This is a genomic window from Maridesulfovibrio salinus, from assembly GCF_055394525.1.
The window spans coordinates 2138181-2160797 of record NZ_AP042461.1 but is presented as its reverse complement, the minus strand read 5'-3'; the positions used below and the strand labels follow the sequence as shown (position 1 = coordinate 2160797).

The following is a 22617-nucleotide window of genomic DNA, read 5'->3' as shown; positions in this document are numbered from 1 at the left end:
TTTTTGCGAAATATGACCTGCCTTCCGGACTTCGGAGACAAATCCAGGGCGGTTTAAAATGCTGCGGAAGAAAGTAGTTCTTATTGCCGGGTTGATTACAGCAATCCTTATTGTCGGATCTGGTGTGCTGGTAAGAATCTACTTTGCCGAAGCAGCGGAAAAACTGCTCTCGGAGATGACCGACATGGGCGTAGTGATGGATGATATTGAAATACGATACTCCCCCCTGCCCTCCCTCCTAGTTCACAACCTTCAAGTGCAAAACGGAGCCGACACCGTAAGTGTCCCCCTCCTCGAAATCTACCCCGACATAGGCAGTCTGCTGATCGGGGAGATCAAACTGCGCCATGTGGTACTGAAAGATCCTGCTGTCCAGACCCCGGCACATAGGACCGAGACCGGAGCAGCCTCCCCGGAGATTCAGCTTCCCGCAATATTCCCGGAAAAACTGGACGTGGTGTCCGGCAAGGTAAAATTAACCAACGGGTATGAGGCCGCCCCGTTAACGGTTTCCGCAAGCATGGAAAAGGAAAGTAGTGGTTTCGCGTTCAACGTGCGCAGTGCTTCAATAGCCGAACTGGGATTCAAATTTTCAGGTAGAATGGATATGATTTCCACCTCGCCCCTGAAGCTTAATCTGCAGGCCACTGAATGCACCATCAACCCTTCTGAATTTCTGGGATTCCTGACCGGATTCGGATACATGGGCAACAATACAATTCCCGAACTGGCAGAATCGGGAGAATTCAAGACCAGAAATCTGGATTTCAGTGTGGATAGTGAAGCAGGCAGTATATCTGCTAAAGCAGCCGAACTTATCCTCGATTCAACAAGCGGTAAAAATCTTTCCTTTAATCTGGGCAAAACAGGATCTTTGGAAATTTCCCTTGAGGAAGCCCGGCTGGATGCCGGACAGCTATTTGCCATGGCCCAGAAAAGCGAAAGGGGCCGTAACGCTACAAAATCCCTTTGCGAATCGGCAAAATTAAAATCCATTGTACCAAAAGGCCAGCTCATTTTAAAAAACCTATCCCTTTATTCTACGGGTGGTAAAAAAAGCTCCCCTTCGGGAAAAATGACGATTTCGGCCAAGGATCTGGTTCTGGTGCTGGAATCACTTGAAGGCCGGAAGCAGGAATTGTCAGTTTCCGACATTGACGCAGATGTTGAAATCAAAAACGGAAAACCCATTCTTTCTGTACGCAAATTTAATATTGCCTCGGCAACGGGTGGTAATTTTAATATACAGGCTCTACTCGAATTCCCGTTTAATACGCGCCAGATTCGTTTCAAAGCAGAGGCTGACGCTTTTACGCTATTCGACTACATCATCACCTGCGAGGCTGAAAAAAAAAATCCTTTGCAAACCTTTTTTGACGGCCTGCTCACCTACAAGGAAACCCGAATCTCAGCTTCAGGCCGTATAAAAACTCCAAGTTCGATCTCCGGGAGCTACGAGGCCCAACTCAAATCTTTAAGCATCCGAACCCCTGAAAATCAGGACAACAAACAAAATGACAAATCGGCAGGCAACGAGAATTTTGATTTTGAACCTTTTCTCGGCAGAAATTTGAAGGGAACAGCCTCAATCAGGCGGTTTTATTATAACGACTGGCCGTTCAGTGATGTGGCTGTATACCTGCAAAGCGGAACCGAACGAGCAATTCTTAAGGCCGGCGGGAAATTGTTCAACCTGAACTTAAATGCTGATCTGGTCCTTGCCAAAGACCAGATGGCCGCGCAATGCAGTATAAAAGGCCGAGGAACCAGCCTGCCTAGCCTTATAGCATGCTTTGCCAAGGACCTTTCTGTTTCTCTGCGCGGCAAGGTATATCTGAATTCAAACATTTTTGTTCAGGGCAGCAGCCCCGAGGAATTAAAGAGTTCCCTAAGAGGTGAGGCCACAGCCAGAATCGACAGGCTCCATATCTTCAATCTCGCCAACCTTGATCCACGGCTGGGCTTTTTCATAGATATCCTTGATGCGGTATCGGCACACCCGGAAGCTGGTGAGGGGCTTAACTTCGACTCCGCCAGACTGAGAGCTGGTCTGACAGGAGAAAAGCTTTTCATAAACTCATTCAACATGAGCGGAAGGCTTTTACAGGCCTGGGGAGAAGGTTTTTATTCACTGGAAAACAGACACCTGAAACTGGACGGACAGGTCCGCTCAATGCTTGGAACACTTAATAATTTCAATATTGACCGAAAACTCAAATCATAACTTATGAATATAAACCATAAATATTTAATCCTTTTCCTCCTGCTGCTGATTGCAACCGGGGGGTGTGCATTTAAAAAAACTCCGCAATCCGTTCAATACACGGAAGAGGAGGCCATCCCCTACCGCATTGCGGTTCTACCTTCGGAGTTTGTCGTTCACGATTCCAATTCCACTGAGCACAAATCCGCACTGATAATGGATGACGACAGACGCTTCGTTGCGGATATTGCGCGCAGTGCCATTGCGAACCAGATGGCCGGAAAAGGCTTTATCCCACTTCAGATGAATATTGTGGACAATAAGCTTGATGATCTGGGGCAAAATGACGAATGGAAAGAACTTAGCGATAAGGATCTTTGCAAAGCCCTTCAGGCAGATGGGCTTGTGCGGACCGATATATACAGTGCGGACATGATTAAAGCACTGGCCTTTGACATGTTTCAAGTCGATGCTGAAGTCAGAATGGTCAACGCCGAGGGAGAGCTTGTCGGGAAATGGCGTGACAGTGCATCCAAACGAAGGGTCTCCGTCCCCACAGGAGTTTTCGCTCTTGCAGGAACAATTGTGGAAGAGGTTTTTTCCGATCCCATAAGGCGGCAGATGAGGATGGTCATCTACGACTGGGCATGGAACATGGCCCAGATGCTTCCTGACTCTCCAAAAGGGACCAAGCTGCCTGAGATTATTGCCGTTGATACCAATGTTGACAACCGTCTTTTCGCAGTCGGGAAAAGAGTGACAGTTCGAGTGGATGCCGAACCGGGCCTCAAATGCTTCTTCGACATCGGAGATTTCAGGAAAAACATACCATTGCCCCAGACATCACAGGGGGTGTACGAAGGTTTCTATGTCATCCGGGAAGGAGACAAAGGGGCTAACGAACCTCTGGTAATCCGGTTACGCAAAGCCAACGGCGTAGACCGCTTGTGGATTGAGTCTGGCTCACTCATTACCATTGACGGCACACTGCCTTCCGCGCCGATGGATATTCATTACCGCGCCGACCGGGACGGGGTTCACCTGATCTGGCAGATTCCTCAGGATAACGATCTTGATGGATTTACAGTTGAAAAATCCGATACTCCGGTCAGCGGTTTTGAGCCGGTAATCCGCACCAACAATAACTCCTACCTAGATCCCGATATCATGCAGGGTTCTACATCCTACTACCGTATCCGGAGTCTGGATAAGGCAGGTAATCTCTCAGCTGTGAACGGCTCGGTTAAAATAACCATGCCGCAATTTGATGAAAGAGAACTTTCAAGTGTGCTTACAGGAACACTGGTCAAAGGTAACTACCTGCTCACTATTGCGGCAACTGTTCCCGAAGGAACGAGCTTCACCATTCAGTCCGGAACCCGGATACGTTTTGAAAATAATGCCGGAATCGAAGTTCATGGCAATCTGGAAGCCAGCGGAGAACTCAGCTCTCCTGTCCGCTTTCTGTCGAACAGCTCAAAGGGTATAACCGTCTACCCCGGCGGCAAGGCTCTCATCAGCCATTCCGAATTCAAGGGATTCTCCAATTCAGTCTCTGCTGCGGGGGGATACTGTGAAATGCGCTCCTCGGTTATTTCGGGAGGAAAGACCGCCCTTTCAGTAAATGCAACCGGTAATTATGATTTCAAAGGATTACGTATCTCCGGTGCTGAAACAGGTGTGGCAATAAGTGCCGGGAACGGTTCGCTTGTCCGCTCCAGCATAAACAACTGCACTGTCGCAATAAGTGTTGAAGGCGGAAGTACAATCATTAAAAACAATAATCTTTACGACAATGAAATAAACATAAATTCACTTACAGGTCTTGTTGTTACCGATAACTATCTCGGTTCCGCCTCAGCTGAGAACATGCGCGTTTCAGGGAATGTACTGGTGAAGTCCATTCTTGATGCACCATACCCCCACGGACGCCAGATAATACTTGTCGATGACCGGACTGTCACACCTGAAGTACTCGAAAAGCAGTTCACCGAACTCAAGAAGAAAGGTATATCATCATTCCACAGCCAGCATTACGGAGATGCCTACCAGTATCTCAATAAAGCCGTCAGAATCAAAGATGACCGCGACATCTACCTTTATCTGTCCTACACCCTGCTGGCACTCAGTGATGACATCGCACTATCGGAAGTGCTCGAGGAAGGAATTTCCAAGTTCCCCTATGACGTAAGGCTGCATCAGCTTTTCGTCCGCCATTTGCTGAACAAGGGAGATATTAAACAAGCCCGGCAGGTACTTGAAAAAGCACTGACACTAAGCCCATCGGATAACAACCTCCTATACATGAAAGATTATATTGATCATCTGAATGCAGCAGAAGAGCCTGCAAAAAAGAATGATCAGCCTGATAAATAAATGATCTGGAGCAATATATAAAAGGCGGAGGATAACATGAGGAATGACAGACTAAACAAAATCGCTTCCATATCGGGCTTTCTGCTGTGTTTAGCACTTGTGTCAAATGCAGTAGCCAGAGAGTATACACCCATCGAAATAGAAGATCAGGCTCAGGCTCAGTGGCATATCAACTACGCGAGCTACCTGATCGACATAGGGAAATATTTCGAGGCACTGGAACAATATGACACCGCCATAGATTATTCCCCTGTCGTTAAGACAAGGGTGAATGCGATGTTCGGCAAGGCGATGGTTCTTTCAACTTTTCTTGACGCTCCCGACAAGGCGGCGGATTTATATAAAATGGTGGGCAGGAAATATCCGGATCATGCCGAAACCGCGCTCTACCGCCTTGGATTCCTCTACTACCAGATGGCCAAATACGATCAATCAAGATCCGCTTTCGCACAATATCTGAGATATTTCCCCAAAGGAAAATTCCGCTATCAGGCCGAAGCTGTAATATCCGCCATGGAAAAAAAAGTTGAACCTGAACCGGAAGACATTCCTAAAATTCCCGAGCCCATAGATAAAGAACCTTCTCTCAGGGTCTGCCTAAGCCGCAAAGCAACAACCATGACGGTCACCACCGGCGGCAAGCCCGGAAACATCTGCACTGACGAAATGGGCTGTGGCAAGAATTACAAGGTCGGCCTCAAAGGAGGCAAACTGGTCATGGACGGCAAAACAATCTCAGCAAAACGCATCAAATTCACCTCCGCCGCCCCGCTTAAAGTTACCTACGGTTCCGAGAGCAAGAGAGTGCGCGGGACCGTTCAAGTCAGTATCCGCAAAGGAAAACTGCTCATACTGAACCTGATCGATATTGAGGATTATCTGCGCTCAGTTGTTCCGGCTGAATCCTACGCTTCATGGCCCGCAGAAACACTGAAAGCGCAGGCGGTAGCAGCACGAACCTATGCCTACTACCAGAAACTGCACCGAACCCATCTTTTTTATGATGTTTACGCCGACACCTATGACCAGATGTATGCAGGGGTAGATAGGGAAGACAAGCGTACAGACAAGGCTGTAAAACAGACCAGAGGTCAGGTCATGACCTATAAGAAACGCCCCATTCTCTCGCAGTACACAGCAAACAGCGGAGGATTCACCGCTGACGCAAAGGCTATTTTCGGGGCGGGTAAAGCCTATTTGATCGCTCAGAAAGATCCGTCCAGCCTGAAAGGGAAAATGGCCAGTTGGACCCGCAAGTTCAAAGCTTCCGAAATAGAGACTAAACTGCGCAAAATAGGAATCTCTGTACCGGGCATAAAATCCATCGCTCCGCTCGAAAAGGGACCATCCGGAAGAATCGTCAAGGTTCGTATAAAATACAACGGCGGAAACCGCGACCTCCGAACAAGAACCACTCTGGGAAGCTCACGTGTTCTCAATTTGCCGGAGATTCTCCTTCGTATCGACAAAAAAGGCAGTTACTATGTCTTCAAGGGCAATGGTTGGGGTCATGGAGTCGGATATTCCCAGTGGGGGGCTGCCGAACTTGGAAAAAGCAAACAATATGAAGATATTCTTAAATTCTACTACCCGGGAAGCAAGCTTGAACAGATGTGGTAGGATTAAATACTCAAAGGTAGTAAATGAATAAAACAGAACGAATCATCTGGGTCGCCTGTCTGGTGATAACACTGACTCTGCTTGTGGGAATAATTGAAAGTCGTGCAGAAACGTCCGGCAACGGTTCGCAGGTCAAATCGGAACTGACCTGCGGAAGAATGGCCCAGGAGCTGATTGACGTAAAAGAATATGAACAGGCGATTGAGATTCTTGAGCCATGCCTCAGAGAACATCCCCACTCAGACTGGCTTTGCGGCATGCTTGGCAGAGCCTACTACAAAATGGGAGACTTGGAGCGGGCTGAAGCGCAATTCCGCAAAGCTCTTGAGCTTAATAAAAACAATATAGTTGCAAAACGGCTTATTGTTGAAATGCGCAAGACACAGGATCTGCTAAAAGACCGCGATATTTCAGAATGGATAAATATCGCTCAGGAACGTGTGGCAGACCTTGTCACACTTGTTGTAGGTGTCTGGCTCGGCACACTTCTTTCAGGTATATCAGGCCGTTTTTATTCTCATTTTGTAAAAACCAATTTTAAAAAAGCACTTTCAAGAAAAGACTACGACTATGCTTCAGACCTGCTTGAGGACCTGCATGTAAAGAGGGAAAAGGCACAGCTCAGAATGAGACTGCGCGAACTGCTTAATTATATGGGGCTTGATGAATCCAAAAAAATGATCATCGAATACGTCGACGATCAGGATATAGAGAATAAGCTGCTTCGATTTCTGGAAAAAATTGAAAAGCGTTCAAGAGAAAAATAAAATATCCGCTAATAGAAAGCCCTTAAAAGTCCGCCCTTTTTTCCGCTAGGATAAAATCCTTGCTTTTTCCACCATCTCATTAGAGTATCGGGATCAATATTTCCTTTAATTTCAACAATGCAGATAAAAGGTTTGTATGACTTTCGATATTTTCGGCTCCCTTTTTGGCGGCCTTGGACTTTTTCTCATTGGCATGCGTCTGATGACGACCGGACTGAAACAGGCTGCAGGCAACTCTCTCAAAAAGATTCTGGGCCAATGGACCAAAACCCCTGCCCGGGGACTTTTCTCAGGTTTCATGATTACCGCTCTGGTTCAATCTTCCAGTGCCGTTACGGTAGCGGTTATCGGATTTGTCAATGCGGGATTGATCACACTTTCCCAATCCATAGGAATCATTTACGGCAGCAACATAGGAACAACCGTCACCGGCTGGATAGTCGCTGCCGTCGGCTTCAGTGTCAACATGAAGACTTTTGCTCTGCCTCTGGTTGCCCTTGGTGCAATCCTAAGACTGACTGGCGGTAGTTCCAGACGCTCGTACTTCGGTGATGCATTTGCCGGATTCGGTCTTTTCCTGATGGGTATCTCTACCCTGCAGATGGCTTTCAAAGGTATCGAGTCATCCATCGACCTGTCCGCCTTTGCCTCCATGGGAATTATATCAATTCCAGTTTTTATCGGTATAGGTCTTATGCTGACCCTGCTGATGCAAAGTTCCAGTGCTGCCATGGCTCTTGTACTTACGGCCACAGTAAGCGGATTGATGGACCTCAATCAGGGAGCCGCTGCGGTTATCGGTACAAATATAGGAACTACATCAACGGCAGCTTTATCGGTTATCGGGGCAACAGTTAACGCCAAAAAAGTTGCCACCGGGCACATTATTTTCAATGTGATCACCGCTCTTGCTGCACTTCTGCTCCTGCCGGTAATTATTAAATCCATACTTTTCATCATAAATTCAGCTGGATTAACACCTGACCCTGCGGCAGTACTGGCCCTTTTCCACACCATTTTCAACATACTCGGAGTAATACTGCTCTGGCCCTTCACTGAAAAAATGGTGGAATTTATTGAAAAACGCTTCGCACGGTCCGGAAGCGACAAGGGACGACCACGCTATCTGGACAGCAACGTGGTTGCCACTCCTTCAATGGCTATTGAAGCACTGGCACGTGAATTAAACCGCATTGGGGATATCACACGCACCATGGTACGAAACGGCCTGAATTCAAGTTTTGACTATGCCGCTTTTTCCGAAGACAAAGAAGCTCAGGACAGCCTGATTGAGGCCGCAAGATCTTTCTGCGTGAAACTGCAGGGGCGTCCTCTCTCTCAGGATCAGGGAGAGCAGGTTGCAACAGCCCTGCGCGTACTTCAGTATTTCAGAACCGCAGGAGCACTTGCTGAATCATTGGACAAGAAAAAGCTGCATCCCCTCACGGATCCTCTCGGGGATGACGCAGATCTGGTCACTGTATTCATTAATTCCTGTATAGGGGTTCTAAATGTTGCAGAAAATCCATGTTCTGAAGAGTTCTGCCAAATCGACAACCTTATAGATGACATGTTATCAGCATATCACGATCTTAAGGCCAGACTGCTTTCAGCCGGAGGGACGGCACAAATGCCTGTTCCTGAAATGGTTGAACAACTTGAACTTTATTCTAAAATACGCAGAATAACCCGGCAGTCTGCCAAGGGTGAAGTATACTTGGCAGCAATGAATCCGAATTCAGGCGTTTGCTGTCCGACCAACTCTATTAAATTTGCATGGAACAGACACTGGTAACTCCACGGAGAGAAACATGAACAAATTCAAAATACCCATGGTTATTTTTGCTGCGGTTTTCGTAGTTTCTGCCGCGGCCCTGTTTTTTTTCATTCAAGACGATATTGATAAAAAAACCGGAGAAGATGTTTCTCCTCCGGCATGGGTAAATGAAAACAGTTCAGGCGAAAAACACTCTGTATCGAACAAGGTTGTCAAATCCGGGGATAAGCTGAACAAAAAAGAAGCCGCTGTTGAAGAAAAAACTGCTCCGGTTGAAGAAAAAGGGCCGCAGGTTGCAAAAGCAGATGAAAAGGCCGAACAAAAAACTGAAGAAGCTACCTCTGATTCTGAGGGATCAACTGTTGAAAAAACATTCGCAGATATCAGAAAAACAATTGTCACCGATATTTTTCTCGACAATCTGGCAACCTACATTGCCGACAGCTACCATCCCGCCGGAAGTATGCCCCACAAACCTAAGAAAGGATACAGCTCGGCCTCCTTCAAAGGAATCAATACACATTTCGGTCTTAATCTGAACGGCTTGATGCCGGAAGCACTTGCTCTAAATACTGCGAGGAAAAAAATATGGGCAGAACTTCTCTCTCCCGGCTCACTCACACAAGTATATAGGTCTGACAGCAAAACACTGCTCAATCTGATTGAAGAAAAAGGAGTTCTTGCTGAAAGAAAATTTGTTGAAGGTCAGACATTTGAAGTGCGGGAACTCAGTACCGGGCAACGGGCGGATATGTTTAGAAAAAGCGCAATCCCTCTGCGGCATGCTTCAGCAGTGTTGAGTGCAATAGCGGAAAACAGAGATCTGCTGCAGGCTATGGACGGTTACTTCAAGGCGGAAAAGCGTGTTGATATTGCTAACGGTATTTTCCAGTCCGACCTCAACCAGTCCAGAAACTCCAATTCGGTTACGGCACGCAACAAGGCCGCACATTCAGGCAAGGTCCTCAAAGACGCCATCACAGTCCGCGAGAAAATAAAAACCGGAATAACCGACAAGATAAAAGCATTCTGCAGCGGTCCCTGTGAAAACCCAAATGACTCCTTTTATATTGCCAAATGGGTTTACAGACGCACTAAAGACAATGAGAAAAGGATTGAATCAATCCTAACAGGATCAGAACTTCTGCAAAATCTTGCAGACCAAATGGAGAAACGAGCAGACCAGATTGAAAACAATCTTTAGCATCAGAACTATTTCAATCGATCTTCTACACCACCGGGTTCACGATGGCAGTGGCATGCTGCGGGAAGTCTTATTATAACCTGCATGCCCTTTCCGGGGCTGGTTATAATATCAAACTTTCCTCCATGTTTCTGGGTAATTATATAGTAGGAAACAAATAGACCCAGCCCGGTTCCCTCTCCTGCCGCTTTGGTAGTGAAAAACGGTTCAAGGGCATTGCGACGGGTTTCGGTGTCCATGCCCGGACCGTTATCGGCAATTTCGAGACGGACCATATCTCCTTCAAGCTTAAGTGTGATGCGGATGACTCCGCGCCGTCCATCAATGATCTCAGGCTCTGTGTAAATAGCCTGAACAGAATTCTTGATGAGATTAATCAATACCTGCTCTATTTCAGAAGGAGAACACAAAATCTGAGGGATAGGATGTTCAAAATTCCTGATGATTTCAACTCCCTTATCCCCTGACTTGCGGTAGATATCATATCCGCTGAAAGAAAGATCTATCGCGGTTTCAACAACTTCAACAATATCGGCACAGATTTTTTCCCCACCTGACTGGCGGCTGAATTGAAGCATATTGGAAACAATGCGTGCCGCCCGTTCACCCATTTTCTTTACTGAATCAAGCTTCGAAAGAATACCACGCCGCTCACAATATTGAAGCAATTTTTCAAAGGGAACTTCCAGTTCATCAGCAGTCTCCCGGTTTTTACTTATTTCAGCGGAGAAACGCCTCTGAATATTTTGAACACCCTGGAGTATGCCCCCAAGAGGATTATTGATTTCATGTGCCATTCCAGCAGCAAGTCCGCCAACGGTCATCATTTTTTCCGTCTGTACCATGACCTCTTCCATACGGGTACGAGCGGTAATGTCATCAATACGGATAACAGCCCCCGATTCCTCATCTGTCTTGAACGGAAAAACGACAACTTCGAAAAACACAGTCCCCCTTGGCTGCTCGACATGGTAAATTTCAGTTCCACCTTCGAGTAGCCCATTGATGGTCCCTGTGATCAATACCTCAAAGCGTTTCAATTCCGGCATTACATCAAAAACAATTTTATCCTGAGCTTCTTCAAACGTAATACCGGTTTCCACACTTGCATGGGCATTCCAGAGAACTACCTTGGCTTCGGCATCAATCCCGACCAGTATGGACTGCATGGAATCTATCACATTGGCAAGATAGTTACGGGTACGACGCAATTCTCGCTGATCCGCCAACCTCCTGCGCATGTCACGGGCAACCATAACAATATAAAGCCTGCCCCCCACAAAATGAACTCGCAGGGTCATTTCCACCGGAATTGAATCACCTCCCTTGCATAAAAGTTCGGTAAGTGAAACATCCTCTTTATCCCACGAGGAATATACATCATCATCTATGAGAACTTCATGCAGCAGAAAACATGTTTCTTCGGGAAATACCAACTCCGGCGGGCTGTCCATCAACTCCTCACGCGAATAGTTGGTCTTGGTCATGGCTGTTTTATTAGCGTCTGCAAAACTCCAAGAAAAAGCATCAAGAACGAAAAGGGCATCATTTGCATGTTCCACCAAGGCCCTGAACCGCTCAAGCTCATTTATTCTTTCCCGCAATTCCGGGTAATAGCTCTTGCGCATAGAATTTTCGCCAAGCCCGATGAGCTTGTTGCGAACATTCTCGTTTTTATTGTCCTTAGAGCGCCGCTTCATAAATTTTCTCTACATCATCCTGAGTAAGATCTATAGGATTAGTCACCATGCAGGCATCGTTTAAAGCCAGCTCCGCGAGCTTTGGTATCTCCTCTCTGGAAAGTCCGAAATCTCTCAAAGATTTGTTAATTCCAGCCTTGGTGCGCAAATCCACAATACTTTCCACAAGTGATTCACAGATTTCCTCAGAAGATTTACCTTCAGTCTTCACGCCCATAGCTTCCGCTATCTGGAAATAGCGCTCTTCAGAGTATGGAAAATTAACCCTGACCACATAAGGTAGCAAAATAGCGTTGCATTCTCCATGAGGAAGATCAAGATGCCCGCCAAGACTGTGAGCCATCGCATGAACCGCTCCGAGTATTGCGTTTGAAAAGGCTAGTCCCGCCTGCATGCTGGCGAGCATGACATAACCGCGAGGCTCTATGCTCTCCGGGTTATTGATGACTTCAATAAGGTTGGATTTAATAAGTCTGATAGCGTCCAGTGCAAGAAGATCGGTCAGAGCTGAGTTGGCATTGGAGACATAGGCTTCAACAGCGTGTGTCAAAGCATCCAGCCCGGTTGCTGCGGTAAGCTCAATACTCATGGTCGTTGTGAGCTTTGGATCTATCAGTGCCGCATCGGGAACCATGGCCTTACTCACTATACTTATTTTCACATCACGTTTGGTATCAGTAATGATGGCAAACTGAGAAACATCAGCGGAACTTCCGGCCGTTGAAGGTATACAGATCAGCGGAGGGCCCGGAACCTCAACCATATCAACACCTTCAAAAGAAAGTATGTGGGAATTGTTAGTTGAAACTATTCCAATACCCTTGGCGCAATCCATGGGGCTTCCACCTCCGACAGCCACAATGCAATCACAACCGGTTTCAAGATATATTTCGGCCCCCTTCATCACTTCCGTGTCGCGGGGGTTCTCGGAAACCTCGCTGAAAAGGACAGTATCCACTCCAGCCCTCTCCAGGCTGTCTTTCACCCCGGAAACCCAACTGCACCTGACAATCCCCGGGTCAGTAACGATCAGTGCTTTATTAACTCCGAAATTTTCCGCATACTGTCCGGCAAGAGTTGAAGAACCTACACCGAAAACAATTTCAGGGGCCACGAACTTACGCATTGCAATAACTTCTTTCACTTAATCCCCCAATGACAATCATTGAACGCAAACTACACCACCCCGAAGATATTGACACCAAAACAAATTTAACCTTTTTTCAATGAATTAATCAACATGAAAGACACATAAACACCTTTTTCCGCAATAAACAGACTGATATCAATCTGCCAGCAAATAATAGTAAAATGCAGCAGAGCGCGTCAGTATTCCATTTCATAATTCCCCTTCACAAAAGGTATAAATTACCTCAATAAAAAATACTACTTTTCCCTAGAATATTCAGTTACTATTCTTATTTCCATTAACTCACAGCAATATAAATTTATTCATATTTAGTATGGCAACATCTAATTTCCTATCCGAATTAAAAATCAGGCCCAGACTCATCATAACCATATCGGCCCTGACTATTTTCTCCCTCCTGTTGTGTGGCGCAACAATTTACCCGTTAGTGCGCAACACTGTTCAGGAAAACATCGAAAAAGAACTTACCAACACGACCAGAGCCATGGTCAGTATGGTTCAGGCCACAATTGACGCTTCTGTTAGAAATCACCTGAAGGCCATAGCGGAAAAAAACCTTGAGATTGTTTCCATTATTTATGATGAATATAAATCCGGACACCTTACAGAGGAACAAGCCCAAAAGAATGCCTCCAGACTGCTGCTTGGACAGAAAATAGGTACTACGGGCTACATATACTGCCTTAACAGTTCGGGAAATGTAGTCGTCCACCCTAAGAAAAAATTAATCGGCACTGATGTGACCGAACATGAATTTGTCAGGAAACAGGTCGCGGAGAAAGAAGGCTTCGTAGAATACCAGTGGGCAAACCCCGGGGAAAGCACTCAGAAAGAGAAAGTTCTCTATATGAAATATTTTGAGCCGTGGGACTGGATAATCTCAGTATCCTCCTACCGCTCCGAATTTGCGTCACTCATTGATGCCAATGATTTTCGGGACAAGATAAGCACGATAACTCTGGGCAAATCAGGCTATGTCTTCATAGTGGGAAAAGATGAAGAAGTCATAGTACACCCATGGGTTGCCGGATCCATGAATAATTTTTCCAAAACACTTGGCTCCGATTTTCTACGCGATTTATATAACAAGAAAAGCGGGAGACTCCACTACCACTGGAAAGACAAAGGTGACGACCAACTCCGGGAAAAAATAGCCGTTTTCGAGCATCTGCCCAGTATGGACTGGATCGTAGCTGCTTCTGTCTATACAGATGAAGTATATGCTCCATTAAATAAAATCATCTACTATGTAATTTTCGCCATTATCGTATCGCTTCTTCTGGCAATTCCGCTTGGAGCGTTCGTAAGTGACAGTATAACCTCTCCTATTACCGATCTGGTGAATCTGTTTTCCAAGGCCGCCTCAGGAAAATGGGACGTACGTTCCAATAACCACTGTCCTGACGAAATTGGTAATCTTTCCCGCAGATTCAACAGGTTCATGGACGACCTGCAGGGCATGCAATGCCATCTAAATACCGAGATGGCTATCCGCCAGAAGGCCGAATTTCAGAAACGACTTTTTGAGGAAGTGTTTAATAATGCAATGGAAGGCATTACAATCACCGATACAGAAGGTAGAATTCTGAATGCTAATCCAGCCTTCACCGATATTACCGGATATGAAGTGCAGGAGGTTGTCGGCCAAAACCCAAGCATTCTAAAGTCAGACAAGCACGACAAAGACTTTTATACCCGTATGTGGTCTGACATACGTCAAAATGGCCACTGGGTAGGCGAAATCTGGAACCGCCGTAAAAACGGGGAGTCATACCCTGAACTCCTGAGCATCAGTTCCATAAAGAACCAAGAAGGCGAAGCTACTCATTATGTGGCTGTTTTTCATGATATTACTGAGATGAAAAGCAAAGAAGAACAGATCAGGTATCAGGCCAACCATGATGCGCTGACTGGTCTGCCTAACCGTGAACTGCTCACAGACAGAATAACCATGGCCATTTCCAGAGCCAGACGACTGAATACCAAGCTGGCTCTGTTTTATATTGACCTCGATAATTTCAAGACAGTCAACGATTCGCTCGGACATGCTGTCGGTGATAAAATTCTGCTCAAAGCCACAGAACGTATCTCTTATATTTTCAGAACTCAGGACACCATATCAAGACTTGGGGGAGATGAATTTGTTATTCTTGTTGAAAGTGTGGATGACGAAATATTCCTGCTGAATATAATTGAAAGGCTGCTTAACGCTTTTGCCAAGCCTTTCATTATTGATGATACAGAACTGCACCTTACAACAAGCCTCGGAATTACAATCTTCCCTGATGACGGAGAAGACGCTGGAACCCTTATTAAAAATGCGGACATGGCCATGTATCAGGCCAAATTGGAAGGAAGGAACGGTTACCACATGTTCCGGCAGGAAATGCATGAACGGGCCAAACGCAGACTTACTGTCGAGAATGCTCTCCGTCAGGCTCTACTTGCAGATGAATTCACGATCTACTACCAACCGAAAGTCAATCTTGAAACAGGATTGATCTATGGCCTTGAGGCTCTTGTCCGCTGGGTAAGGCCGGACGGTACAGTCATTTCTCCGGCTGAATTTATTCCGCTTTCGGAAGAGACCGGATTAATAGTGGACCTCGGCAGGATCGTTCTTGAAAAGGCGTGCAGGGATATGAAAAGCCTGCTGGCCCAATTTCCTGATCCTTTGACTGTTTCAATCAACCTCTCAGGCCGGCAGCTGGGACACCCTGAAATAATTAAGGATATAAAGGAGATAACCTCCAGACACAAAACTTCTCCTGTAAATATGGAATTCGAGATAACTGAATCTACACTCATGGAAAATGTGGATGAAACTGTTAAAATATTACGGGAAATTTCAGATATGGGTTTTGAGTTGTCCATTGATGACTTTGGAACGGGATACTCTTCTCTGGCCTACCTCAAAAAATTCCCAATAAACACACTTAAAATTGACCGCTCGTTTATCATAGATATCACTAAAAATGATGAAGATGCCAGCATCGTCCGTACAATCATAGACATGAGTCGCAACCTGAATCTTAATGTTGTTGCAGAAGGAGTTGAGACTGCAGAGCAATCCTTGATGTTAAAAGAACTTGGGTGCAGCAGGATTCAGGGATTCTTTTATGCAAAACCTCTTCCACTATCTGAGCTGATCATTTTTTTGAGAGAATGGAAAACACCGGAATAATAAATGATTAACGGGATTCATTAACTTCGAATGAATCCCGTTTTACTTTATAAAAAACCCGCTTTTAAAAAACGTCTCTAAATATTGTTTACTTTCTATGCTCTTCCTTAAGAAGGTCATTAACGGTCTTAACCGGTGAGAAAGTGCTCAGAGGAACTTCTACAAACATAGTGATCCAATCAGCCATTGAACCATTCCATAATCCGGGAAGCTCCATGGCTTTAAGCTTACGCCCTTCCTTGGATTTGGTAGAAATAAAACCAGCTTCAGGATCAACAAAATCATGCAGATTGTATCTTTCACCCCTGTGATTTCTGACCCCGCAAACCAGATCCACCGGATTAAAGTGTGTAGAGCTGTTAAGAACCGAAACCTGCTGGGGGTCTTCCATGTCGACCTGACTCTTTTCAACTATCTGCGGTGCGACCACCCCGCCATCTCCTCTAACCCAGAAAGGTCCACCACCCGGTTCACCCTGATTTTTAACCATGCCGCAGATACGTATCGGTCTTGAAAGGCGGGCAAGCAGAAATTCTATTTTTTCATCCAGCGAAAGCAGAGAAAAATCATCAGGCAGGCTCATCTGAAGTTTGCTCACAGCATAGATTGAAACAGCTGCGACCTCAAACTCACCACAATTCCGGTCTTCAAGCATGTTCAAACATTCAAATATCTCAGATTGAATCTTTACCAGCATTCCCCCGAGAAGTTTTTTATATTCCACAGTGTCAGCCTTAGCACTGTCCGGCACAACGTTATCAATGTTTTTCAGATATACAAGATCGCCACGGATATCATGCAGATTGCCAAGCAAAGCACCATGGCCTGCAGGACGGAAAAGGATCTTGCCATCGGCAGTACGGAAAATCTCATTCTCCATATCAACTGCGATTGTGTCTGTCTTCGGGCACTGCTCAGAATAACTTATCTCAAGCTTATGCCCGTCAAATTTGTCCTTTGCCTGTTCTATATGGGAAACAATGCTTTCACGATGGGCGGGGCTTACCGTGAAGTGCAACCGAACCTTTCCCCGTCCGCACCTTGTATGCTCAAGGGCCTCAGCAATATGCTCCTCAAAAGGAGTACGGCTTTCATTCCTGTAAGAATGGAATGGTATCAGCCCCTTAGGCTGCGAACCATAGTTCAGCCCTTTTTCAGTCAGCAGATACTCAAGTATAGTTTTGTGGTCTTCTGCTGCATAGCATTCCTCAATCTCCAGCCCAGCAGACACCATTACCGACTTCAAATCATTATAAAATGGAAATACCGGAAGGCAGTCCATGAAAGTCTGGACCATTTCTGAATCCTTCTCTTCCAACTCCCCACCCTCTTTTTCGAAATTCAATTTTGCAAGCAGATGCTTGAACATACGCGTTGCAGCACCTGAAGCAGGAACAAACTTTGAAAAGCGTCCTTCTTCCACGGCGTCTTCGAATGCATCAAGAAGCTCCTGCTTCTCTTCAGGTTTGATCTGGTAAATCCCATCACCGGGGGTGCAGGCACGCTCGATCCTTGTCGCGGAGAATCCTTTTTTGAACCGTTTTATCTGCTCCGCCATATCTCTTGCAGAGATACCACCATCCAGAATTTCCTTAAAACTGTTCTCAAGTTCGCGAAGTTCGTTTTCAGTAGTCATGTGCACCCTTCCTGTTATAATTAAACTGTTATAAAACAGATAGTTACTAAAACAAATCCCAACCCCTAAACATCATAAGGTACAGTTTGATACCTATCCCATAACACAGTTTTTAAAACCTGTTTAGTCTTCAAATTAATTAATTTGAAACTTTTTTGATTTGCACCATAATCTCAACTCTCTAACCATAGTACCCTGTAATAACTTAATAAAACCAAAAACATTTTTTATAAAGAGTTGAGATATTGAGAATAAGCTTCCAATCGGGGTCAATAGGGTATCAAAATGGTTACAGAACTGAGCAAACACCACACTAGAGCTAATGATTGGCAGAGCGTAGGCTCATAGTTTTAGATATTTCAAATCGTAATTGACAAAATAAGTGCCTATTTTTTCGGCAGGTAAATTATCTCTATTCTCCTTATACAACACCACATTCAGGCTTATTGACAAACTAACTTACGAAGGGCAATATTACCGAAAACGTTTGCGGTTTCGTTTGCGGAAATTTCTTAAATTCTCAATCGGTGAGTTTAAATGAAGAAAGAATTACAGGATTATCCACACAAACGCTTCAACCCGCTCAGCGGAGAATGGGTTCTGGTTTCACCTCACCGGACCAAACGTCCGTGGCAGGGAAAACAGGAAAACTACGCCGCAAAATCTCTCCCCGAATATTCTCCAGGCTGCTACCTATGTCCGGGCAACACACGCAATACAGGAAAAGCAAACCCCGAATACAAAGGTGTGTTCGTTTTTGACAACGACTTTCAGGCATTACTGACCGACTCGGTTGAACCAGAACAGGACGAGCTTTTTAAAGTTGAGCCCGAAAACGGTATCTGCAGGGTTGTCTGTTTTTCCCCCCGGCACGACCTCACTATTTCAAGAATGCAGCTTCAAAATGTGCGTGAAGTAATAGATGCATGGTGTGAACAGTTCATAGATCTCGGAAACCGTAAGGAAATCAGTTACGTCCAGATTTTTGAAAACCGTGGAGAAATCATGGGCTGCTCGAACCCCCATCCCCACGGTCAGATATGGGCTACCGGATCAGTTCCCGTAATTCCGGCAGAGGAAGACCGCAGACAGAAAAAATTCAAAACCGAGAAAAACAAGTGTCTGCTCTGCACTTATCTGGAAAGGGAGTTAAAATCAGGTGAGAGGATCATATTCGAAAATGACTCTTTTGCGGCACTGGTTCCCTTCTGGGCGGTATGGCCGTTTGAAACCATGATTCTCCCCAAATCGCACATGGGTGCAATAACTGATATGGATGACAGCCAGAAAGACGATCTGGCCAGCGCACTTATACGCATGGGGATACGCTTCGATAATCTGTTCGAAACTTCATTTCCATACTCCATGGGCATCCATCAACGCCCCGCTACTTCAACTGACAACTCCCACTGGCACTGGCATCTCCACTATTATCCACCGCTGCTCCGCTCAGCTACAGTACGCAAGTTCATGGTAGGATTCGAAATGCTGGGCATGCCGCAGCGAGATATCACAGCGGAGCAGAGTGCGCTCAGACTGCGCGAACTTTCAGATATCCATTTCATGGACCGGGAAGGCTGAGATGTTATCAATTGCGGAACTGACAAGACATCTTGATAATGAAAAATTCGATAAGGACTTATGCCTTATTCACTCCCGAGCCAATCTGGAAGAGTCCCGTAAGCGTCTACATAGCCTTTTCGACCGCATGGAAAAATCCTTCAATCCCGAAAAGGCGGGGATAGCAAGTGCTCCGGGAAGAACGGAAATGGGCGGCAACCATACAGACCACAATCACGGGCATGTTCTGGCGGCAGCCGTAAACCTTGACTGTCTGGCAGTTTTCTCTCCGTCCCCTGAGCGCAATAAAATTTCCATCTTATCCGAGAATTATGCCCGGCCCATTGAAGTGGATATCACGGAGACCTCCCCTCGCCCCGAGGAAGAAGGCAGCAGTGAAGGAATTGTCAGAGGGGTTGCCGATGGATTCCGTAAATGCGGCTTCGCCATATCAGGATTTAATGCCTGTGTTTCAAGCACCATTCCCTCAGGAACGGGATTAAGCTCTTCAGCTGCATTCGAGGTACTTATAGGCAGGATATTCAGCTACCTTTTCAACAACAATCAGATAGGACCTCTGGATATAGCCAGAATAGCCAAGAATGCTGAAAATATTCACTTCGGCAAGCCGTGCGGATTCATGGACCAGATGGCCTGCTCGTTTGAAGGAATCCTGAGTATTGATTTCAGGGACCCTCTTAATCCATCAATTGACAACATTCTACCCGGTTTTGAATTGAAAAAGAGCTCTGACGGCTTCTATGGTACAGGTTACTGTCTGTGTGTAGTTGATACGGGCGGCAACCACGCGGATCTTACCCCGGACTATGCCGCTATCCCCGAAGAGATGTTCCGTGCTGCCGCAACCTTGGGCAAAAGCGAAGCACGCGGCCTTGATATGAAAGATGTTTTAGAAAACATTTCTTCAATGCGGGCCAAGGTCAGTGACCGGGCAATACTGAGACTGATGCACTTCATCGGCGAAAATGAACGCGCAATCCTACAGGCTGAAGCTCTCAAGAATGGTGATATGCCGGAACTCCTCAGACTTGTTAATGAATCGGGCCAATCTTCATCACAACTACTGCAGAACTGCTTCAGCCCGGCAGATCCGACAAACCAGCCGATACCATTAGCCATTCAACTGACGGAATTAATGTTCGGAGAGCAAGGAGTTGCCCGAATACACGGCGGGGGATTTGCCGGAACCATACAGGCATACATCCACGAGTCCTGCTTTGAAACCTACAGAAACTTCATGGAGAATATTTTTGGTGTCGGGTCAGTCATAGAACTTACATTGCGGCAGCCGGGACGTGAGTTCCTGAGTATCAATGATAGTTTAAAGGATGGCAGTTAATATGAGCCATACTACTCTCAAAGATCTCGCCCGAAAACTGGGCATCTCCGCATCCACTGTCTCCCGTGCCCTGCATGACCATCCTGACATCAGTGACAAGACCAAGCAGAAAGTCATAAAAGCTGCCGAAGAATACGGATACCAGCCCAACCCGATAGCACAAAGCCTGAAGAAACAAAGCAGCAAGACAATCGGTGTAATAGTCCCTGAAATCAGGCACAATTTTTTTGCCACCGTCATCAGCGGAGTTGAAGAAGTTGCTTACGATGCCGGATATATTATCATGGTCTGCCAGTCCAATGAGACCCTCAGCCGGGAAATAATGACCACCAGAGCACTTGCGGCCAACAGAGTTGCCGGCGTGGTAATGGCTATTTCTCACGAAACAACCACATACGACCATATGCGCGCGATTATGAGACAAGGCATCCCGCTAGTCCAATTCGACCGCGTAGTCGACGAGCTTAACACCGGTAAAGTCATCATAGACGACTTCAAAGCCGCCTACAGGGCTACCAGCCACCTTATAGACTGCGGATATAAACGGATAGGTTTTCTCGCAGGAAAAGAAGTAATCAACCTTAACCGTTTACGTTTCAAAGGATTTAAGAGAGCTCTGCAAAACCACGGTATTCCCTATTATCCGGAACTCCATACAGGAACAGGCGGATGCAGAGGCATTGACGGACGCATTGGAGCTGAAACTTATCTTGAAATGGAAAACCCTCCCGATGCAATACTTGCCATAAATGACCCTGTAGCAGTGGGAGCCTTCTGCCGCTTTAAGGAAGCGGGACTTCGAATTCCTGATGATATCGCAATTGCCGGATTCTCCGGTTCCCCTCAGGCAGCCCTTATTGAACCCGCGTTGACCACTGTCTCCCAGCCCGCGTTTGAAATGGGCCGGGCTGCCGCTGCAATGCTCCTGAGACAACTTTCAAATGGGCAGGATGAATTCATTCCCGAAACAGTGACCCTGGAAACAGAATTACTCATAAGGGGTTCCAGTCTCAGGAGGGAAGAAAATTGAGTGTATCTGTGCGGCAATGGGGGTTCGGCCCTGACAACACCCCAGTGGACTTTTTCACTCTGGCTAATGAAAGTGGGGTCGTCCTGCATGTTTCAAGCTACGGGGCATGTCTGACCGGACTTGAAGTTCCGGCACGCAGTGGCAGTGTTGATGTCATTCTCGGATTCGATACCCTTGAAGGCTATATGGCTGACAGCGCATATTTCGGGTCAACCATCGGCAGGACAGCCAACCGGATTTCAGGAGCCTCTTTCGAATTAAACGGACGCCGTCACAAACTGGACAGCAACGAAGGCAGCAATTGCCTGCATGGGGGCTACAGTGGATTCAGCAATCGATTCTGGTCTGCAAAGCCATTCGATAAAAACGGCAACGCCATAACCCTTTCATACAACAGTCCTGAATTCGAAGGCGGATACCCCGGTAATCTTCAGGCAGAAGCAATCTTCATGCTCCTTGAGAACGGAATACGCCTGACCCACAGAGCAATAACGGACAGCCCCTGTCCGGTAAGCATGACTTCGCATCCGTATTTCAATCTTAATGGATCCGGGAATAATCTGAGCGGCCATGAACTGACTATTTTTTCCAATAAAATACTGAGCGTTGATAAATGGATGATTCCAGACGGTGAAACAATGGATGTCCGCCGCACTCCCGCAGACTTCACTTCCTTTGCTCCCATTGATGGTGGCCTCCATTCATCCCCTGCTACTCACGATCGATTCTACCTCCTTGAGAACAAGGGCAAAATGTCACCGGCGGCGCGGGTAAGATGTATGAAAAGCGGCCTTGAAATGGAAATCTCAACAACACAGCCCGGTATTCAGTTTTATTCCGGTGATGGAATCCCTCCGGACACTGAAGGTAAGAGCAGAAGCTTCTATGGCCCGCGTTCCGGGTTCTGTCTGGAGCCGCACGGCTTCCCGGACGCACCCAACAGAAAAAAATTTCCCTCCGTGATTCTAAATCCCGGAGAAATATATACGCATTCAACAGAGTACAGGTTCCGTCAGATTTAATCGCGGAGCACAAACCGATCAAGGCGAG

Annotated in this window: 14 protein-coding genes; 11 read left to right on the top strand and 3 right to left on the bottom strand. The window is 46.3% G+C overall.

Going from position 1 to position 22617, the window contains the following annotated elements:
* Window positions 1-58: 58 nt before the first annotated feature.
* The 6 genes from ACZ5PW_RS09635 to ACZ5PW_RS09610 all read left to right on the top strand — a co-directional run bounded on the left by ACZ5PW_RS09635 (window position 59) and on the right by ACZ5PW_RS09610 (window position 9947).
* Window positions 59-2224 carry an AsmA family protein gene (locus ACZ5PW_RS09635; RefSeq protein WP_464560289.1) on the top strand — a complete coding sequence of 722 codons (2166 nt, stop codon included), beginning with the start codon at window positions 59-61 and terminating at the stop codon, window positions 2222-2224.
* A gap of 3 nt (window positions 2225-2227) precedes the next feature.
* On the top strand, window positions 2228-4579 hold the full coding sequence (locus ACZ5PW_RS09630; RefSeq protein WP_464560287.1) for a right-handed parallel beta-helix repeat-containing protein: 2352 nt from the start codon (window positions 2228-2230) through the stop codon (window positions 4577-4579).
* Window positions 4580-4615: 36 nt separating this feature from the next.
* On the top strand, window positions 4616-6199 hold the full coding sequence (locus tag ACZ5PW_RS09625) for a SpoIID/LytB domain-containing protein (RefSeq protein WP_464560285.1): 1584 nt from the start codon (window positions 4616-4618) through the stop codon (window positions 6197-6199).
* 23 nt (window positions 6200-6222) lie between these two features.
* Window positions 6223-6966 carry a tetratricopeptide repeat protein gene (locus tag ACZ5PW_RS09620; RefSeq protein WP_464560283.1) on the top strand — a complete coding sequence of 248 codons (744 nt, stop codon included), beginning with the start codon at window positions 6223-6225 and terminating at the stop codon, window positions 6964-6966.
* 136 nt (window positions 6967-7102) lie between these two features.
* Complete coding sequence (locus ACZ5PW_RS09615; RefSeq protein WP_464560281.1) at window positions 7103-8761, top strand: Na/Pi cotransporter family protein; 1659 nt, start codon at window positions 7103-7105, stop codon at window positions 8759-8761.
* Window positions 8762-8777: 16 nt separating this feature from the next.
* Window positions 8778-9947: a hypothetical protein gene (locus tag ACZ5PW_RS09610; RefSeq protein ID WP_464560279.1), complete on the top strand. Its 1170-nt coding sequence runs from the start codon at window positions 8778-8780 to the stop codon at window positions 9945-9947.
* A gap of 8 nt (window positions 9948-9955) precedes the next feature.
* Here the strand turns inward: ACZ5PW_RS09610 and ACZ5PW_RS09605 are convergent, their stop codons facing one another.
* Window positions 9956-11647: a PAS domain-containing sensor histidine kinase gene (locus ACZ5PW_RS09605; RefSeq protein ID WP_464560277.1), complete on the bottom strand. Its 1692-nt coding sequence runs from the start codon at window positions 11645-11647 to the stop codon at window positions 9956-9958.
* Window positions 11631-12791 carry an alcohol dehydrogenase-like regulatory protein ErcA gene (gene ercA, locus ACZ5PW_RS09600; RefSeq protein WP_464560275.1) on the bottom strand — a complete coding sequence of 387 codons (1161 nt, stop codon included), beginning with the start codon at window positions 12789-12791 and terminating at the stop codon, window positions 11631-11633. The genes ACZ5PW_RS09605 and ercA overlap by 17 nt, the downstream gene beginning before the upstream one ends.
* A gap of 319 nt (window positions 12792-13110) precedes the next feature.
* On the opposite strand from ercA, the gene ACZ5PW_RS09595 reads away from it, so the two are divergent.
* Window positions 13111-15981: a bifunctional diguanylate cyclase/phosphodiesterase gene (locus ACZ5PW_RS09595; protein ID WP_464560273.1), complete on the top strand. Its 2871-nt coding sequence runs from the start codon at window positions 13111-13113 to the stop codon at window positions 15979-15981.
* Window positions 15982-16069: 88 nt separating this feature from the next.
* On the opposite strand, the gene ACZ5PW_RS09590 is transcribed toward ACZ5PW_RS09595, so the two are convergent.
* Window positions 16070-17617 (bottom strand): DUF4301 family protein, encoded by a 1548-nt coding sequence (locus ACZ5PW_RS09590; protein ID WP_464560271.1) that lies wholly within the window; start codon window positions 17615-17617, stop codon window positions 16070-16072.
* Between the two features lie 537 nt (window positions 17618-18154).
* Between ACZ5PW_RS09590 and ACZ5PW_RS09585 the strand changes: the two genes are divergently transcribed.
* Genes ACZ5PW_RS09585 through ACZ5PW_RS09570 form a run of 4 tightly spaced genes read left to right on the top strand, consistent with a single transcriptional unit; the run spans window position 18155 to window position 22589 of the window.
* A complete protein-coding gene (locus ACZ5PW_RS09585) occupies window positions 18155-19198 on the top strand; it encodes a UDP-glucose--hexose-1-phosphate uridylyltransferase (protein WP_464560269.1) in 1044 nt (347 codons plus the stop codon).
* Between the two features lies 1 nt (window position 19199).
* Window positions 19200-20537, top strand: coding sequence for a galactokinase (locus ACZ5PW_RS09580; RefSeq protein WP_464560267.1), 1338 nt, complete (start codon window positions 19200-19202; stop codon window positions 20535-20537).
* Window position 20538: 1 nt separating this feature from the next.
* Entirely contained in the window at window positions 20539-21567 is a 1029-nt protein-coding gene (locus tag ACZ5PW_RS09575; protein ID WP_464560265.1) for a LacI family DNA-binding transcriptional regulator, read from the top strand.
* Window positions 21564-22589 carry an aldose epimerase family protein gene (locus ACZ5PW_RS09570; protein ID WP_464560263.1) on the top strand — a complete coding sequence of 342 codons (1026 nt, stop codon included), beginning with the start codon at window positions 21564-21566 and terminating at the stop codon, window positions 22587-22589. Before ACZ5PW_RS09575 ends, ACZ5PW_RS09570 begins: the two co-directional genes overlap by 4 nt.
* The last annotated feature ends 28 nt before the right edge of the window (window positions 22590-22617 follow it).

What these genes read in the sequence shown, in the direction of transcription:
- ACZ5PW_RS09610 (WP_464560279.1), top strand. Translation starts at nt 8,778, where the DNA reads ATGAACAAATTCAAAATACCCATGGTTATTTTTGCTGCGGTTTTCGTA.
- ACZ5PW_RS09575 (WP_464560265.1), top strand. Translation starts at nt 20,539, where the DNA reads ATGAGCCATACTACTCTCAAAGATCTCGCCCGAAAACTGGGCATCTCC.
- ACZ5PW_RS09630 (WP_464560287.1), top strand. Translation starts at nt 2,228, where the DNA reads ATGAATATAAACCATAAATATTTAATCCTTTTCCTCCTGCTGCTGATT.
- ACZ5PW_RS09580 (WP_464560267.1), top strand. Translation starts at nt 19,200, where the DNA reads ATGTTATCAATTGCGGAACTGACAAGACATCTTGATAATGAAAAATTC.
- ACZ5PW_RS09585 (WP_464560269.1), top strand. Translation starts at nt 18,155, where the DNA reads ATGAAGAAAGAATTACAGGATTATCCACACAAACGCTTCAACCCGCTC.
- ACZ5PW_RS09605 (WP_464560277.1), bottom strand. Translation starts at nt 11,647, where the DNA reads ATGAAGCGGCGCTCTAAGGACAATAAAAACGAGAATGTTCGCAACAAG.
- ACZ5PW_RS09620 (WP_464560283.1), top strand. Translation starts at nt 6,223, where the DNA reads ATGAATAAAACAGAACGAATCATCTGGGTCGCCTGTCTGGTGATAACA.
- ACZ5PW_RS09635 (WP_464560289.1), top strand. Translation starts at nt 59, where the DNA reads ATGCTGCGGAAGAAAGTAGTTCTTATTGCCGGGTTGATTACAGCAATC.
- ACZ5PW_RS09595 (WP_464560273.1), top strand. Translation starts at nt 13,111, where the DNA reads ATGGCAACATCTAATTTCCTATCCGAATTAAAAATCAGGCCCAGACTC.
- ACZ5PW_RS09590 (WP_464560271.1), bottom strand. Translation starts at nt 17,617, where the DNA reads ATGACTACTGAAAACGAACTTCGCGAACTTGAGAACAGTTTTAAGGAA.
- ACZ5PW_RS09625 (WP_464560285.1), top strand. Translation starts at nt 4,616, where the DNA reads ATGAGGAATGACAGACTAAACAAAATCGCTTCCATATCGGGCTTTCTG.
- ACZ5PW_RS09615 (WP_464560281.1), top strand. Translation starts at nt 7,103, where the DNA reads ATGACTTTCGATATTTTCGGCTCCCTTTTTGGCGGCCTTGGACTTTTT.